The sequence below is a fragment of the Streptomyces sp. DSM 106670 genome (assembly GCF_055792845.1).
The window spans coordinates 2252714-2267366 of record NZ_CM147704.1; the positions used below are offsets into that span (position 1 = coordinate 2252714).

A 14653-nucleotide genomic window follows, 5' to 3' on the forward strand; every position below is an offset into this window, starting at 1 on the left:
AGGGGCGGGGCCGGCGGGCCCGGCCGTGCCGGACCATGGGGGCATGCGGATCCATATCGAGGCCTCAGCCCTTCCCGGTCGCAGCTGCGGCCCGGACAGCGACTTCCCCGGGTACGAGAACATCCACGTCGGCGTCCAGCGCAAGGACCGGCCGGGCGAGCTGCTCGGCCTGCACCCCGGGGACGCCCCCTCCGCCTCGTGGGTGCTCGACTGCACGGCCACCGCGACGGCGGACGGGATCGAGGTGTCGGGGCCGTACGTCCAGAACCGGCTGGGCGGGCGGTTCGTCTATCTGTCCTGGGGCACGGTGGACGAGGCCGGGGTCTTCACCATGTTCCGGCGCGCCAAACTGATGTTCAGCGACATCGATCCGGAGATCCTCGAAGCCGCCGCGCGCTCCGGGCGTCTCACCGGCCGGCTCGGACTCACCGATGCTAAGGGGCAGCCGCTGTGCGCCCGGGTGCGTCCGCCGCGGATCGTCTGGAGCGCCACCGCCGCCGACACGGTGTGAGCGGGGCGGGCCGGAGGCGGATCCGACACCGCCCCCACCGGTCCCGGGGGGGAGGGCCGGTGAGGGCGGGTGCCGTGGGGGGCGGGGATCCGTCCCGTGGGGGGTGTCTTGCGTGTGCCCGGGGTCCGCGAGGTCATTCATGTGACCTGCGTCACACTCGCCATGGACCTCTCACCCGATCGGCACCCGGCCCGGCAGCACGGACCGAACGGCCCAGTCGCACCGCCGCGACCTGCGGTGATCCATTCCGGCAAGGGTGCCGCGCCGGTCCGTACGGGTGAAAGCTGACCTGGCGTCAGAAGGCGTGGCGGGCCCGGTCCCCGTTGGCTCGGGTCAGGACACACCCGCTCGCGCCGTCTGCCCGGAGGATCCCCATGCGCAGTCCTGCCCGCCTCGTGACCGGCACCGTCGGTGCCGCGTTCACCGTCATCGCGTTCGGTCTCACCGCCGCCGCTCCGTCCGCGTACGCGGGTGACTTCGGCCGTCTGGAGATCACCCCGTCAACGGCGGCCCCCGGCGCCACCGTCACCGTGAACACCACCGCCTGCGGCAAGAAGGGCTCCGGCATCGGCGACGCGAACTCCCTGGACGCCGGGGACTTCGAGGTGCGCCCCGGCACCCACAAGGAGGTCGTGGTCGGCCAGTTCACCGTGCCGCACGACACCCGGCCGGGCACCTACGAGATCATCGTCTCCTGCGACAACGGCAAGGACGCGGTCGGCGACCTCAAGGTGATCGGCGGCGGCAATCACGAGAAGCCCATCCACGACCGCCCGTCCGGCCATGTGCGGACCGGGGTCGGCGGCAGCGTCGAACCGAACTCCACGCAGGTCGCCCTCGGCGTCGGCGTGATCGGTCTGGCGGCCGTCGGCGGGCTGTGGCTGCTGCGCCGCCGCTCCGAGGGCGCCGAAGGAAGCTGAACCACCGCTTCCCCTCTGACCGGGCGGGGCGCGTCCCCGAGCGCGCCCCGCCCGCCCCGGACCACCGACCGAGGACGACGCCGTGTCCCCCAACGCGCAGAAGGCCAAGGGCTGGCTGGTGGGCATCGCCGTGCTGTGCGGCATCTGGCTCATCCAGAACGGGCCCGGCGGCCAGCTGATCCCGCCGCAGCCCTCCAGCGCCCAGGCCTTCGCCGCCGGGCCCCAGCTCCAGCCCGGCTCTCCGGTCGCCGAGCCGCTGGACCGCTCCGAGCCGGTCCGCATCCGCATCCCGAGCATCGAGGTGGACGCGCCGATGACCCGGCTGGGGCTGGCCGCCGACGGCAGCCTCGACGTACCGCCGGACGAGGACCGCAACCTCGCGGGCTGGTACGCGGACGGCGTGCCGCCCGGCGCCCGGGGCACCGCGATCGTCGCGGGGCACGTGGACAACGCGGACGGGCCGTCCGTCTTCTACGCCCTGGGGGCCCTGACCAAGGGGACCACTGTCGAGGTGGTCCGCAAGGACGGGCGCACGGCCGTGTTCTCGATCGACGCCATCGAGGTCTACGACAACGACGACTTCCCCGACCAGCGCGTCTACGGCGACTCGCCGCACGCCTCGCTGCGGCTGATCACCTGCGGCGGCGGCTTCTCCAAGGAGACCGGCTACCAGGGCAACGTGGTGGCGTACGCGCACCTCACGAACGTGCGCTGACCACCTCGCCCGAAAAGCGCTACGCGTTCCACTGGTCGAAGCCCAGCTTCGCCACCAGCGAGAACACCACCGTCAGCAGCACCGCCCGGACGAAGCCGCTCCCCCGGCTCAGCGCCATCCTCGCCCCGATCATCCCGCCCGCCAGGTTGAAGACCGCCATCACGGCCGCGAGCTGCCACAGCACCGTGCCCTGGTACGCGAACATCGCCAGCGCCCCCGCGTTGGTGCACACGTTGACGATCTTCGCGGTGGCCGACGCGGTCACCAGGTCCAGATGGAGCACGGCGGTCAGCGCCAGCACCAGGAAGGTGCCGGTGCCCGGCCCGAACAGCCCGTCGTAGAAGCCGATACCGCCGCCGACCAGTACGATCGCGGTGATGATCCGGGCCCGGGTGACCGGCCGGTCCGTGCCGTCGCCCGCCGCCGCCGTGCCGAAGGACGGGCGCAGCATCACGAAGGCCGCGACCCCCAGCAGCACGACCATGATCACCGGGCGGAGCAGCTCGCTGCTGATCCCGGCGGCGAAGAACGCCCCGGTCATCGACCCGGCGAGGGCCATCAGCCCGACCCGCACCGCAAGCCCCACCCGTACCGGCGCCTTGCGCAGGAAGGTGACGGCCGCGCCCGAGGTGCCCACGATCGCGACGGCCTTGTTGGTGCCGAGGACATGGGCGGCCGGGACGTGCGGCAGGCCGAGCAGCAGCGCGGGCAGGAGCAGCAGTCCGCCGCCGCCCACCACCGCGTCGATCCAGCCCGCGGCGGCCGCGGCGAGGCAGAGAAGGATCAGCGTCGTCAGGGTTATGTCAGGCACGAACCGACATTAGACGCCTGACGCCCCCGCCTCCTCACCCGGTCCCTCACAGGGCCCCCGCCCGGCCGCTGAGCGCAAGGTTCCGCCCGGGAAACAGGCGGGATGCGGCCGGGTAACACCGCCCGCCCAGGCTCGGGGCATGAGGACAACCGACGGAGGCCACTGAGATGCCGGAGCCCACCTTCGAGCCGCGTACCACCGCCGCCGCCTCGAACAGCACCCCGAACGCCCCGGCGCACGGCGCCGTTCCGACGATCGTGGTCGTCGGGCACGGCATGGTCGGCCAGCGGTTCCTGGAGGCCCTCGCCGACCGCGGGCTGACCCCGGCGGCCGGCGGCGCCCGGGTGGTCGTGCTCTGCGAGGAGCCCCGGCCGGCCTACGACCGGGTGCGGCTCTCCTCGTACTTCGACGGGCGCAGCCCCGAGGAACTCTCGCTGGTGGAGCCGGACTTCATGGACCGGCACGGCATCGAGCTGTACGTCGGCGACCCGGCGGCGGCCGTGGACCGGGCGGGGCGGACGGTGACCGCGCGGTCCGGGGCGGTGTTCCCGTACGACACGCTGGTGCTGGCGACGGGCTCGTACCCCTTCGTGCCGCCGGTGCCGGGGAAGGACGCCCGGGGCTGTTTCGTGTACCGGACGATCGAGGACCTGCTCGCGATCGAGGAGTACGCGAAGGGCGCGGCGACCGGTGCGGTGGTGGGCGGCGGGCTGCTCGGTCTGGAGGCGGCCGGGGCGCTGAAGGGGCTCGGGCTGGCCACGCATGTGGTGGAGTTCGCGCCCCGGCTGATGCCGGTCCAGGTGGACGAGGGCGGCGGCGCGGCGCTGCTGCGCACCATCGAGGACATGGGGCTCGCCGTGCACACAGGGGTCGGTACGCAGGAGGTGCTGGCGGGAGCGGACGGCGCGGTGACCGGGATGGCCCTCTCCGACGGCTCCTCGCTCGACGTCGATCTCGTCGTCTTCTCGGCGGGCGTACGGCCCCGCGACCAGCTGGCCCGGGAGTGCGGTCTGGCGGTCGGGGAGCGCGGCGGGATCGTGGTGGACGAGGAGTGCCGGACCTCCGACCCGGCGGTGTTCGCGATCGGCGAGTGCGCGCTGGCCGCCGACGGCCGGGTGTACGGGCTGGTCGCGCCGGGCTACGAGATGGCCCTGGCGGCGGCCGAGGTGATCGCGGGCGGGCGGTCCGCGTTCACCGGGGCGGACCTGTCGACGAAGCTGAAGCTGCTCGGGGTGGACGTGGCCTCGTTCGGCGACGCGCACGGGAGCGCCGAGGGATCGCTCGACGTCGTGTACTCCGACGCCCGGGCGGGGGTCTACAAGAAGCTGGTGATGGGCCCGGACGGGACGCTGCTGGGCGGGGTGCTGGTCGGGGACGCGGAACAGTACGGCACGCTGCGGCCGATGACGGGCACGGTGCTGCCGGTCGCCCCCGAGCAGCTGGTGCTGCCGGCCGGGGCGGGCGGCCCGGTGGCGCTCGGCCCCTCCGCGCTGCCGGACGAGGCGGTGATCTGCTCCTGCCACAACGTGACCAAGGGCGCGGTCTGCGAGCACACCACACTGCCCGAGGTGAAGAAGTGCACCAAGGCCGGTACGGGCTGCGGCAGTTGCCTGAAGGTGATCGGGCAGCTGATGCCGCCGCCCGAGGAGGCGGGACTGTGCGGCTGCTTCCCGTACAGCCGCAGCGAGCTGTACGAGATCGTCCGCACCCTGGAGGTCACCTCGTTCGTGGAGTTGCTCGACTCGCACGGCCGCGAGGAGGCGCGGGGCGGCGACGGCTGCGAGGTCTGCAAGCCGACGGTCGGCTCGGTCATCGCCTCGCTGGCGCCCACGGTCGGCGCGAGCGGCTATGTGCTGGACGGCGAGCAGGCGGCGCTCCAGGACACCAACGACCATTTCCTCGCGAACCTCCAGCGCAACGGGTCGTACTCGATCGTGCCGCGTATCCCGGGCGGCGAGATCACCCCGGAGAAGCTCATCGTCATCGGCGAGGTGGCCCGCGACTTCGGCCTCTACACGAAGATCACCGGCGGCCAGCGCATCGACCTCTTCGGCGCCCGGGTCGACCAGCTGCCGCTGATCTGGACCCGTCTGGTGGACGCGGGCTTCGAGTCCGGGCACGCGTACGGGAAGTCGCTGCGCACGGTGAAGTCCTGCGTGGGGCGGACCTGGTGCCGCTACGGCGTGCAGGACTCGGTGAGGATGGCGATCGACCTGGAGCTGCGCTACCGGGGCCTGCGCTCCCCGCACAAGCTGAAGTCGGCGGTCTCCGGCTGTGCCCGCGAGTGCGCGGAGGCCCGGGGCAAGGACTTCGGGATCATCGCCACCGCCCAGGGCTGGAATCTGTACGTCGGCGGCAACGGCGGAGCCACCCCGCGCCACGCCGATCTGCTGGCCCAGGATCTGTCGGACGCCGAACTGGTGCGGCTGATCGACCGGTTCCTGATGTTCTACATCCGTACCGCCGACCGTCTGGAGCGCACCTCCGCCTGGCTGGAGCGGATCGACGGCGGCCTGGACCACGTCCGGGACGTGGTCGTCCACGACTCGCTGGGGCTCTGCGAGGAGCTGGAGCGGCTGATGGCCGACCATGTCGCGGGCTATCGCGACGAGTGGGCGGAGACCATCGGCGACCCGGAGCGGCTGCGCCGTTTCGTCACCTTCGTCAACGCGCCCGACGCCCCCGACCCCTCGGTGAGGTTCGTTCCGGAAAGGGATCAGATCAAGCCAGATCTGGAGCTGCTCGCCGGTCCGGTGCTCGCCGTCCGCACCCTCGAAGGGACCGCATCCTGATGACCACGGCGACGATCACGACAGCGCGGGGCGCCGGTTCCGTCCGGCTGGCCCACGGAGAGGACTGGCTGACGGTCTGCGAGCGGGAGCTGCTGATCCCCGGGCGGGGGGTGGCGGTGCTGCTGCCGGACGGGGACCAGGCGGCCGTCTTCATGGACCGGGCCGGCCAGGTGTACGCGATCGGCAACCGGGACCCGTTCACCGGGGCGTACGTCCTGTCGCGCGGGCTGCTCGGCTCGGCGGGCGGGCGGCCGTTCGTGGCCTCGCCGCTGCTGAAGCAGCGTTTCGACCTGGCGACGGGCGCGTGCCTGGACGACGAGGAGGCGGCGGTGCCGGTGTTCGCCGTACGGGCGGACTGACACCCCCCGAGGGCGGCGGACGGCCTGCGCAGGCCATCCGCCGCCCGTTCATCTGCCCTTGACGCTCCGTCAACTCCGTACTCCTACAGTCCTCACGCGCGACCCGCCGGTCCGTCCGGAGCGGCGGGCCACACTCATGCGTGGAGTGATCGTGGAACGTCGGACCTTCTTGCGCACCGCGGTGATCGGCAGCTCGGCGGCGGCCTTCGGCGGCACGCTGTGGCGGGGCGCCGCCTTCGCCGACCCGGCCCAGCCGGCCCCCGGCCCGTACGGCGCCCTCCAGGCGGCCAACAGCGACGGCATCCAGCTGCCGGGCGGCTTCACCAGCCGCGTGATCGCCCGGTCCGGGCAGACCGTGCCCGGCACCTCCTACCGCTGGCACAGCGCGCCCGACGGCGGCGCGACGTACGCCGACGGCTCGGGCTGGATCTACGTCTCCAACGCCGAGGTGTCCCCGAGCAGCGGGGGCGGGGCGAGCGCGGTCAAGTTCAACTCCTCGGGGACGGTGACCTCCGCGTACCGGATCCTGGGCGACACCAACAACAACTGCGCGGGCGGCGCCACCCCGTGGAAGACCTGGCTGTCCTGCGAGGAGGTCACCCGGGGGTACGTCTACGAGACCGACCCGTGGGGGGTGAACGCGGCGGTGCGGCGGCCGGCGATGGGCCGCTTCAAACACGAGGCCGCCGCAGCCGACCCGGACCACGGCTACGTCTATCTCACCGAGGACGAGAGCGACGGCCGCTTCTACCGCTTCCGACCCACGACCTGGGGGAATCTGTCCAGCGGGACGCTCCAGGTGCTGGTGGCGGGCACGGCCACCTCCGGTCCGGTGAGCTGGGCGAACGTTCCGGACCCGGCCGCCTCCTCCACCCAGACCCGGCACCAGGTGTCCGGGGCGAAGGTGTTCAACGGCGGTGAGGGCTGCTTCTACGCGGCGGGCACCTGCTGGTTCACCACCAAGGGCGACAACCGGGTGTGGGCGTACGACGCGAACACCTCGTCGATCTCGCTCGCCTACGACGACTCGCTGGTGACGGGCGGCTCCGCCCCGCTGACCGGCGTGGACAACGTCACCCGGTCCGGATCCGGCGACCTCTACATCGCGGAGGACGGCGGGAACATGGAGATCTGCCTGATCACGCCGGACGACACGGTGGCCCCGTTCCTGCGGATCACCGGGCAGTCCGGTTCGGAGATCACCGGGCCCGCGTTCTCGCCGGACGGCACCCGGCTCTACTTCTCCTCGCAGCGCGGGACGAGCGGAAGCTCCTCCGGCGGCATCACGTACGAGGTGAAGGGGCCGTTCCGCGGCTGACGCGGACGCCCGCGTGCGCCGGGGCTCCCCCGTGCCCCCGGCGCACGCGGTCGCGGGTCGGGCCGCTCAGGCCTGGCCCTCGACGGCGGCCGGGTCCATCCACATGACCTCCCAGATGTGGTGGTCGGGGTCCTGGAACGAGCGGCCGTACATGAAGCCCATGTCCTGCGTCTCGCCCGCCGGGAACCCGCCGGAGGCCAGCGCCGCGTCGGCGAGCTCGTCGACCTTCTCGCGACTGTCGGCGCTGAGCGCGAGGATGACCTCGGTCGCCCGCGAGGCGTCGACGACGTCCTTCTTGGTGAAGTCCTTGAAGCGCTCCTCCGTCATCAGCATGGCGAAGATCGTGTCGCTGATGACCAGACACGCGGTCTTGTCGTCGGAGAACTGCGGGTTGGTCGTGAAGCCGAGCTTGCCGAAGAAGCCCACGGTGGTCTCCAGGTCCTTCACCGGCAGGTTCACGAAGATCATCTGAGCCATGGTCGTTTCCTCTTCCTCTGTCCCGTGGCGCCCGCGGTGGTCCGTCCGGCGCTTTCGATGGTTAGACGGCGGGGCCGCGCGGAACTCATCGCCGATCGGCGGACGGATTTTCCCGACGGGCCCGGAGCGCCGCTCAGGGCAGGGCGAGCGGGGCGCCGCCGCGCAGCAGGGAGCCGCCGAGCGGGGTCAGCGTGTGCAGGACCGAGCTGCCGTGGCGCAGGGTCAGGACCAGGCCCGCCTCGCGCAGCACGGAGGCGTGCTGGCTCGCGGAGGCCAGCGACACCCCGGCGCGGCGGGCGAGTTCGCTGGTGGTGCAGCCGCTGCCGATGGAGGAGAGGACGGCCGAGCGGGTGTGTCCGACGAGCCGGCCGAGCCAGGGGCCCGGCTCGGCGAAGACCGGGGCGCCCGGGTTGGTGACCGGGTAGACGAGGACCGGCGGGAGCGAGGGGTCGCGGTAGACGACCGGGGTGCCCCGGCAGAAGAAGGACGGCTGGAGCAGCAGTCCGCGGCCGTCCAGATGCAGATCGCGGTCGACCGGGTAGTCCGCCTCCAGCACGGGTGAGCGCCACCGGATCATCGGCGGCAGGGTGCCCAGGAGCCCGTCGGCGCCGCCGTCCAGGAGGGCCCGGCCGCGCACGGCGCGGTCGGCCTCGACGCTGGCCCTGATGTGCGGCCAGTAGGGCTCGACGGCCGCGTGGTGGTAGCTGCGGAGGGCGCCTATGAGCCGGGAGAGCGGCTCGGCACGGCCCTCCATGAGCGCGGCGGGCAGCGCCGCGCTCGTTCTTCCGCCACCGGCGGCCCGCTGACCGACCGACCGGTCTGCCCGCTGCCGTACACGTCCGGCGGCCAGCAGCTCCAGCTCCGCGTGGACGCGGTCGGCGGGGGTGTCGCGCAGGGCCTCCATTCCGGCGTCGAGCCCGAAAGGCTCGGCGCCCTCCTGAGAGGGCGTCAGGAAATCCGGGAAATAGCCGCGGGGCGGAACGACCGCCGCCAGCAGCTGTGCTTCACCATTCAACCGCGCCCGGGATTCCGTACGCCATTTCCCGAACACCGTCGAAGCACGCCGGTCCCTGAGCCGGTGAAAACTGAGAATGGTTTCCCACAGTGCGTCCGGCCTCGTGGCCATCCGCACCCGCGAAAGGTCCAGCCTGGACACATGGATACGCAGCACTACTCCCCCACCTGTTGCATTCTGTTGCATCCGCAATTGCCCCCACCGAAGGGTATGCGGGCCGTCACAGGAGGTCACCACGGGGTTTCGGCCAGAAGTGAAAGGTGTCGCCCCGTTCCGCTTCACCGATGAGGCTGTACGACGTCGGGTACGCATCCGGTGCCCACCGGATGAGCACGTGAAGGCCGTGGGGGGCTTTGTGTGTTCGGCGGCGGTGGGCGACGGTGCGGCTCCGTACCCGACGGGGGTAAGCCGGGTGCGGTCCATGGGTGGGGATCCATGGACCGCACCCCGGTCCCCCGGCCGTCACCCGAATTTCTTTGCGCATTAAACGAAGCAATGTGCTCTGCGCCACATTCCTCGCGCCCCATTCGGTGCGCACTCCTGACGGCTTCCCCGTACCGCCGGTCATTTCCGCGCACGCCACTCCCGTACCGCCGGTCACTTCCCGGCACACCCGGCCCCTTACCGCCGGTCATTTTCCGGTCGGCGCATGGGCCGCCACACCTCAGGACAAGGCGAAGCGGCGGCACCCCCGCACAGGGTGCCGCCGCTTCTCGGTGGGCCTTCGCGGCCTTGGTCGGTGGGCAGGGCTGTTCGTGCAGCCCTGCCCAGGAGATCCGGGGTGTTCGTGCACCCCGGACCGGTGAGTCCGGGTCAGCGGCTGTCACTGCCCCGGGACTCGGCTGCGGCCCGGCCTGCCTCAAGGCGGGCGACCGGGATACGGAAGGGCGAGCAGGACACGTAGTCCAGGCCCACCTCGTGGAAGAAGTGCACCGACTCGGGGTCGCCGCCGTGCTCGCCGCAGACGCCGAGCTTGAGGTCCGGGCGGGTGGCCCGGCCGGCCTCGACGGCGCTGCGGACCAGCGCGCCGACGCCGTCCTTGTCGATGGTCTCGAACGGGGAGACCCCGAAGATGCCCTTCTCCAGGTACGCGGTGAAGAACGAGGCCTCCACGTCGTCGCGGGAGAAGCCCCACACCGTCTGGGTCAGGTCGTTCGTGCCGAAGGAGAAGAACTGCGCGGCCTCGGCGATCTGGCCCGCCGTCAGCGCGGCGCGCGGCAGCTCGATCATGGTGCCGATGGTCAGCTTGAGGTCGGTGCCGGTGGCCTTCTGGACCTCGGCGATGACCCGGTCGGCCTCCTCGCGGACGATCTCCAGCTCCTGGACCGTGCCGACGAGCGGAATCATGATCTCGGCGCGCGGGTCGCCCTTGGCGTTCTTGCGGTGGGCGGCGGCCTCGGCGATCGCCCGTACCTGCATGGCGAACAGACCCGGGATGACCAGGCCGAGGCGCACCCCGCGCAGGCCCAGCATCGGGTTCTGCTCGTGCAGCTTGTGCACCGCCTGGAGGAGACGCAGGTCGTTCTCGTTGGCGTCCTTGCGGGACTCGGCGAGCGCGACGCGCACCGACAGCTCGGTGATGTCGGGCAGGAACTCGTGCAGCGGCGGGTCGAGCAGCCGCACGGTGACGGGCAGTCCGTCCATCGACTCGAACAGCTCGATGAAGTCGGCCTTCTGGAGCGGGAGCAGGGCGGCGAGCGCGGTCTCGCGCTCGTCGTCGGTGTCCGCGAGGATCAGCTTCTCGACCATCTCGCGGCGCTCGCCGAGGAACATGTGCTCGGTGCGGCACAGGCCGATGCCCTGGGCGCCGAAGCGACGGGCGCGCAGCGCGTCCTCGGCGTTGTCGGCGTTGGCCCGCACGCGCAGCCGGCGCACCCGGTCCGCGTACGCCATGATCCGGTGCACGGCGGCGACCAGCTCGTCGGCGTCGTCGGCCCCGGCGTGCATCCGGCCCTCGAAGTACTCGACGACCGGGGACGGTACGACGGGTACCTCGCCGAGGTAGACCTTGCCGGTGGAGCCGTCGATGGAGACGAGGTCGCCCTCCTCGATCACCGTGCCGCCGACCGTCATCCGGCGGCGCTTGGTGTCGACCTCCAGGTCCTCGGCGCCGCAGACACAGGTCTTGCCCATGCCGCGCGCCACGACCGCCGCATGCGAGGTCTTGCCGCCGCGCGAGGTCAGGATGCCCTCGGCGGCGATCATGCCTTCGAGGTCGTCGGGGTTGGTCTCGCGGCGGATCAGGATGACCTTCTCGCCGGAGCGGGACCACTTGATCGCGGTGTACGAGTCGAAGACGGCCTTGCCGACGGCGGCGCCGGGCGAGGCGGCGATGCCCCGGCCGAGCAGTTCGGTCTTCGCCTCGTCGTCGAAGCGCGGGAACATCAGCTGGGCGAGCTGGGCGCCGTTGACCCGCTGGAGGGCCTCGGCCTCGTCGATCAGGCCCTGGTCGACGAGCTGGGTGGCGATGCGGAAGGCGGCGCCCGCGGTGCGCTTGCCGACCCGGGTCTGGAGCATCCAGAGCTGGCCGCGCTCGATGGTGAACTCGATGTCGCAGAGATCCTTGTAGTGGTTCTCCAGGGTCTCCATGATCTGCATGAGCTGGTCGTACGACTTCTTGTCGATCGACTCCAGGTCGGCGAGCGGCACCGTGTTGCGGATACCGGCGACGACGTCCTCGCCCTGCGCGTTCTGGAGGTAGTCGCCGTAGACGCCCTGGTGGCCGCTGGCCGGGTCGCGGGTGAAGGCGACGCCCGTACCGGAGTCGGGGCCCAGGTTGCCGAAGACCATCGAGCAGACGTTGACGGCCGTGCCGAGGTCGCCGGGGATGCGCTCCTGGCGGCGGTAGAGCTTGGCGCGGTCGGTGTTCCACGAGTCGAAGACCGCGTTTATGGCGAGGTCCATCTGCTCGCGCGCGTCCTGCGGGAACTCGCGTCCGGCCTGGGTCTCGACGATCTTCTTGAACTGCTTGACGAGCTTCTTGAGGTCGGCCGCGGCGAGGTCGGTGTCGACCGTGATCTTCTTGGCGTGCTTGGCCGCCTCCAGGGCCTCCTCGAAGAGGTCGCCGTCGACGCCCAGGACGGTCTTGCCGAACATCTGGATGAGGCGGCGGTAGGAGTCCCAGGCGAAGCGCTCGTCGCCGGACTGGGTGGCGAGACCGGCCACCGAGGCGTCGGAGAGACCGATGTTCAGGACCGTGTCCATCATGCCGGGCATGGAGAACTTGGCGCCGGAGCGGACGGAGACCAGCAGCGGGTCGTCGGCCTGGCCGAGCCGCTTGCCCATGCGCTCTTCCAGCGCCGTGAGGTGCGCACTCACCTCGTCGCGCAGCGCGGTCGGCGCGTCGCCGCTCTCCAGGTAGACCTTGCAGGCCTCGGTGGTGATCGTGAAGCCCGGAGGGACGGGCAACCCGAGGTTGGTCATCTCGGCGAGGTTGGCGCCCTTGCCGCCCAGAAGATCCTTCAGATCCTTGTTGCCCTCGGTGAAGTCGTAGACGAACTTCTGGGGATCTTTGTTTTCCGACACGGGTCTCGACTCCTCGAGGACGCGGTGGCTGCCCTGACGGCGAGGAACATACCCAGATCGAAGGTGTATGGGTACGTCCACTTGGTCGTCATGCGGCCGCAACCACCCGTCCGCCAGCAGATCGAAAGGGTCGCCCGGCCGGAGCATCTGATCTCCTGCCTTCACCTCCTGAAGGCGGCATGGCCGAAACTTGACCATACCCGCTCAGGTGAGCGTCCTGCTCACCAAGTGAGTCCACTTCTCGAAGCCAGCAACGTGGCACTGAGTGCCACGCCTTCCAGAAGTGCAGCCATGTTGATTTCGCTCATCTGAGCGCAGCCCCGATCAAGGGTGGCGCGAATCACGCCGGTTTCGGACCCAGAATTTCAGGATCCGGACGCCTCAGGCAGTCACTGAGCACCCCGAGGTCGACCTCTTCCAGGCTACGGGCGAAGGTCCGCCCCCGCGCGGGCTCCACCGGCAGCAGCGAGGGCACCACCAGCACCGCGCACCCGGCGGCGTGAGCAGAGGCCGTGCCGTCCGGGGAGTCCTCGACGGCGACACAGTCCGAGGCCGGGACGCCGAACCGGGTCGCCGCCGCCCGGTACGGGTCCGGATGCGGCTTGGTCCGTACGGTGTCGTCGGCCGACAGCGTGAAGGCGAAGGGCGCCCCCGCCAGCGACCCCGCCACCACCGCGTCCACCACACTCCGGGGCGAGGCGCTGACCAGGGCGAACGGCACCCGGGACCGCTCCAGGGCGGTGAGCAGCGCGGCGGCCCCGGGGCGCAGTGGGGCGCCCGCGTCGACCTTGCGGAAGAAGGACGCGGTCAGCTCGGCGGCCACGCCGTCCAGCGCGCCGGCCGCCCGGCCCGTGACCTCGATCAGATGAGCGGCGGTGTCCGCGACGGCCCGGCCGACGACCTCCGGGGCGTCCGCGTCGGTCAGCCGGTGGCCGAGTCCGGCGGCGACCTCGTCGGCCGTCTCCCACCACAGCACCTCGGTGTCGACGAGGGTGCCGTCCATGTCGAAGAGCACGGCGGCGGGCGCGCTCATGCCGACGCCTTCCCGGTGCGCTCACCGGTTACGGGGACGGCGGGGGTGGCGGGGACCACGAGCACCGGACGCGGTACGGGCGTGACCCGGGCCCGTACGCCGGGCAGCAGATCGGCGGCGTCGCGGGAGGGCAGGTCGGCCTTGAGCGCGGCCCCGTCCGGGAGGTCGAGCAGGACCCGGGTGACCGAGCCGAGGAACGACGCGGAGACGACGGTGGCCGTGCCCTCGGGGTCGGCCTCGGCGCGGATGCCCTCGGGCCGGATCAGCACGTCGACAGGCCCGCCGCCCGCCGGGGCCTCGCCGTCGACCGGCAGGGTGGCGCCCGCGACCTCGACCGATCCGGTCCCGGTCAGCCGGCCCGGCAGCCGGTTCATGGTGCCGACGAACTCGGCGACGAACGCGGTGGCGGGGCGTTCGTACAGCTCGGCCGGGGGCGCGCACTGTTCCAGGCGGCCCGCGTTGAGGACGGCGACCCGGTCGGCCATGGAGAGGGCCTCCTCCTGGTCGTGGGTGACGAAGATGGTGGTGATGCCCAGCGACAGCTGGAGGCGGCGGATCTCCTCGCGGAGCGAGAGCCGCACCTTGGCATCGAGTGCCGAGAGCGGTTCGTCCAGCAGCAGCACCCGGGGCCGCAGGGCGAGCGCCCGGGCCAGGGCGACGCGCTGCTGCTGGCCGCCGGACATCTGGTGCGGGAAGCGGCCGCCGTGGTCGGGCAGCCCGACCAGGTCGAGGAGTTCGGCGGCGGTGGCGTGCCGCTCGGCGGCGGACACCTTCCGTACGCGCAGGCCGAAGGCCACGTTGTCGCGGGCGTTCAGATGCGGGAAGAGGCTGTAGGACTGGAAGACCATCCCGGCGTCGCGCCGGTTGGCGGGGATGCGGGTGATGTCCTCGCCGTCGACCAGGACCTCGCCGGAGTCCGGCTGCTCGAAGCCGGCGAGCACCCGCAGCGCGGTGGTCTTGCCGCAGCCGGAGGGGCCGAGGAGGGCGAGCAGTTCGCCGGGTTCGGCGGTGAGGTCGAGTCCGTCGAGGGCCACGGTCGGGCCGAACGCCCGGCGCAGCGAGCGGAACTCCACCCGGGCTCCGGTGGCGGCGCGCCCGTCGGCGGCCGAGGCGGCCCGCGCCGGATCGGGGCGTCGGGCGGCGGCGGTGGACGGGGCGGGCAGGGCTGACATGGGTG

12 protein-coding genes are annotated in these 14653 nt (G+C 71.9%); 6 read left to right on the forward strand and 6 right to left on the reverse strand.

What is annotated here, in order from left to right; genetic code table 11:
• Nucleotides 1–43: 43 nt before the first annotated feature.
• From ACSMXR_RS09945 to ACSMXR_RS09955, 3 genes are all read left to right on the forward strand, one after another.
• Complete coding sequence (locus ACSMXR_RS09945; RefSeq protein ID WP_137233302.1) at nucleotides 44–511, forward strand: DUF5990 family protein; 468 nt, start codon at nucleotides 44–46, stop codon at nucleotides 509–511.
• A 374-nt stretch (nucleotides 512–885) separates the two neighbouring features.
• Nucleotides 886–1431: a hypothetical protein gene (locus ACSMXR_RS09950; protein WP_137233303.1), complete on the forward strand. Its 546-nt coding sequence runs from the start codon at nucleotides 886–888 to the stop codon at nucleotides 1429–1431.
• A gap of 82 nt (nucleotides 1432–1513) precedes the next feature.
• Entirely contained in the window at nucleotides 1514–2146 is a 633-nt protein-coding gene (locus ACSMXR_RS09955) for a class F sortase (RefSeq protein WP_030078040.1), read from the forward strand.
• A gap of 19 nt (nucleotides 2147–2165) precedes the next feature.
• Here the strand turns inward: ACSMXR_RS09955 and ACSMXR_RS09960 are convergent, their stop codons facing one another.
• The gene (locus tag ACSMXR_RS09960) at nucleotides 2166–2957 is read right to left on the reverse strand and encodes a TSUP family transporter (protein WP_137233304.1); all 792 of its coding nucleotides are present in this window, start codon (nucleotides 2955–2957) and stop codon (nucleotides 2166–2168) included.
• Nucleotides 2958–3124: 167 nt separating this feature from the next.
• Here ACSMXR_RS09960 and nirB point away from each other — a divergent pair, with 167 nt between their 5' ends.
• The 3 genes from nirB (at nucleotide 3125) to ACSMXR_RS09975 (ending at nucleotide 7426) form a co-directional block, all read left to right on the forward strand.
• Entirely contained in the window at nucleotides 3125–5749 is a 2625-nt protein-coding gene (gene nirB, locus ACSMXR_RS09965) for a nitrite reductase large subunit NirB (protein ID WP_473171658.1), read from the forward strand.
• A complete protein-coding gene (gene nirD / locus ACSMXR_RS09970) occupies nucleotides 5749–6108 on the forward strand; it encodes a nitrite reductase small subunit NirD (RefSeq protein ID WP_137233306.1) in 360 nt (119 codons plus the stop codon). Before nirB ends, nirD begins: the two co-directional genes overlap by 1 nt.
• Before the next feature lie 151 nt (nucleotides 6109–6259).
• Nucleotides 6260–7426 carry an alkaline phosphatase PhoX gene (locus ACSMXR_RS09975; protein WP_364891106.1) on the forward strand — a complete coding sequence of 389 codons (1167 nt, stop codon included), beginning with the start codon at nucleotides 6260–6262 and terminating at the stop codon, nucleotides 7424–7426.
• A gap of 66 nt (nucleotides 7427–7492) precedes the next feature.
• On the opposite strand, the gene ACSMXR_RS09980 is transcribed toward ACSMXR_RS09975, so the two are convergent.
• The 5 genes from ACSMXR_RS09980 to ACSMXR_RS10000 form a co-directional block, all read right to left on the reverse strand.
• Nucleotides 7493–7903 (reverse strand): VOC family protein, encoded by a 411-nt coding sequence (locus ACSMXR_RS09980; protein WP_137233308.1) that lies wholly within the window; start codon nucleotides 7901–7903, stop codon nucleotides 7493–7495.
• A 133-nt stretch (nucleotides 7904–8036) separates the two neighbouring features.
• On the reverse strand, nucleotides 8037–9074 hold the full coding sequence (locus tag ACSMXR_RS09985) for an ArsR/SmtB family transcription factor (protein WP_473171659.1): 1038 nt from the start codon (nucleotides 9072–9074) through the stop codon (nucleotides 8037–8039).
• 657 nt (nucleotides 9075–9731) lie between these two features.
• Entirely contained in the window at nucleotides 9732–12443 is a 2712-nt protein-coding gene (ppdK, locus tag ACSMXR_RS09990; RefSeq protein WP_218527604.1) for a pyruvate, phosphate dikinase, read from the reverse strand.
• Nucleotides 12444–12783: 340 nt separating this feature from the next.
• Entirely contained in the window at nucleotides 12784–13476 is a 693-nt protein-coding gene (locus tag ACSMXR_RS09995) for an HAD family hydrolase (protein ID WP_473171660.1), read from the reverse strand.
• Nucleotides 13473–14648, reverse strand: coding sequence for an ABC transporter ATP-binding protein (locus ACSMXR_RS10000; protein ID WP_364891112.1), 1176 nt, complete (start codon nucleotides 14646–14648; stop codon nucleotides 13473–13475). Before ACSMXR_RS10000 ends, ACSMXR_RS09995 begins: the two co-directional genes overlap by 4 nt.
• Nucleotides 14649–14653: the final 5 nt, after the last annotated feature.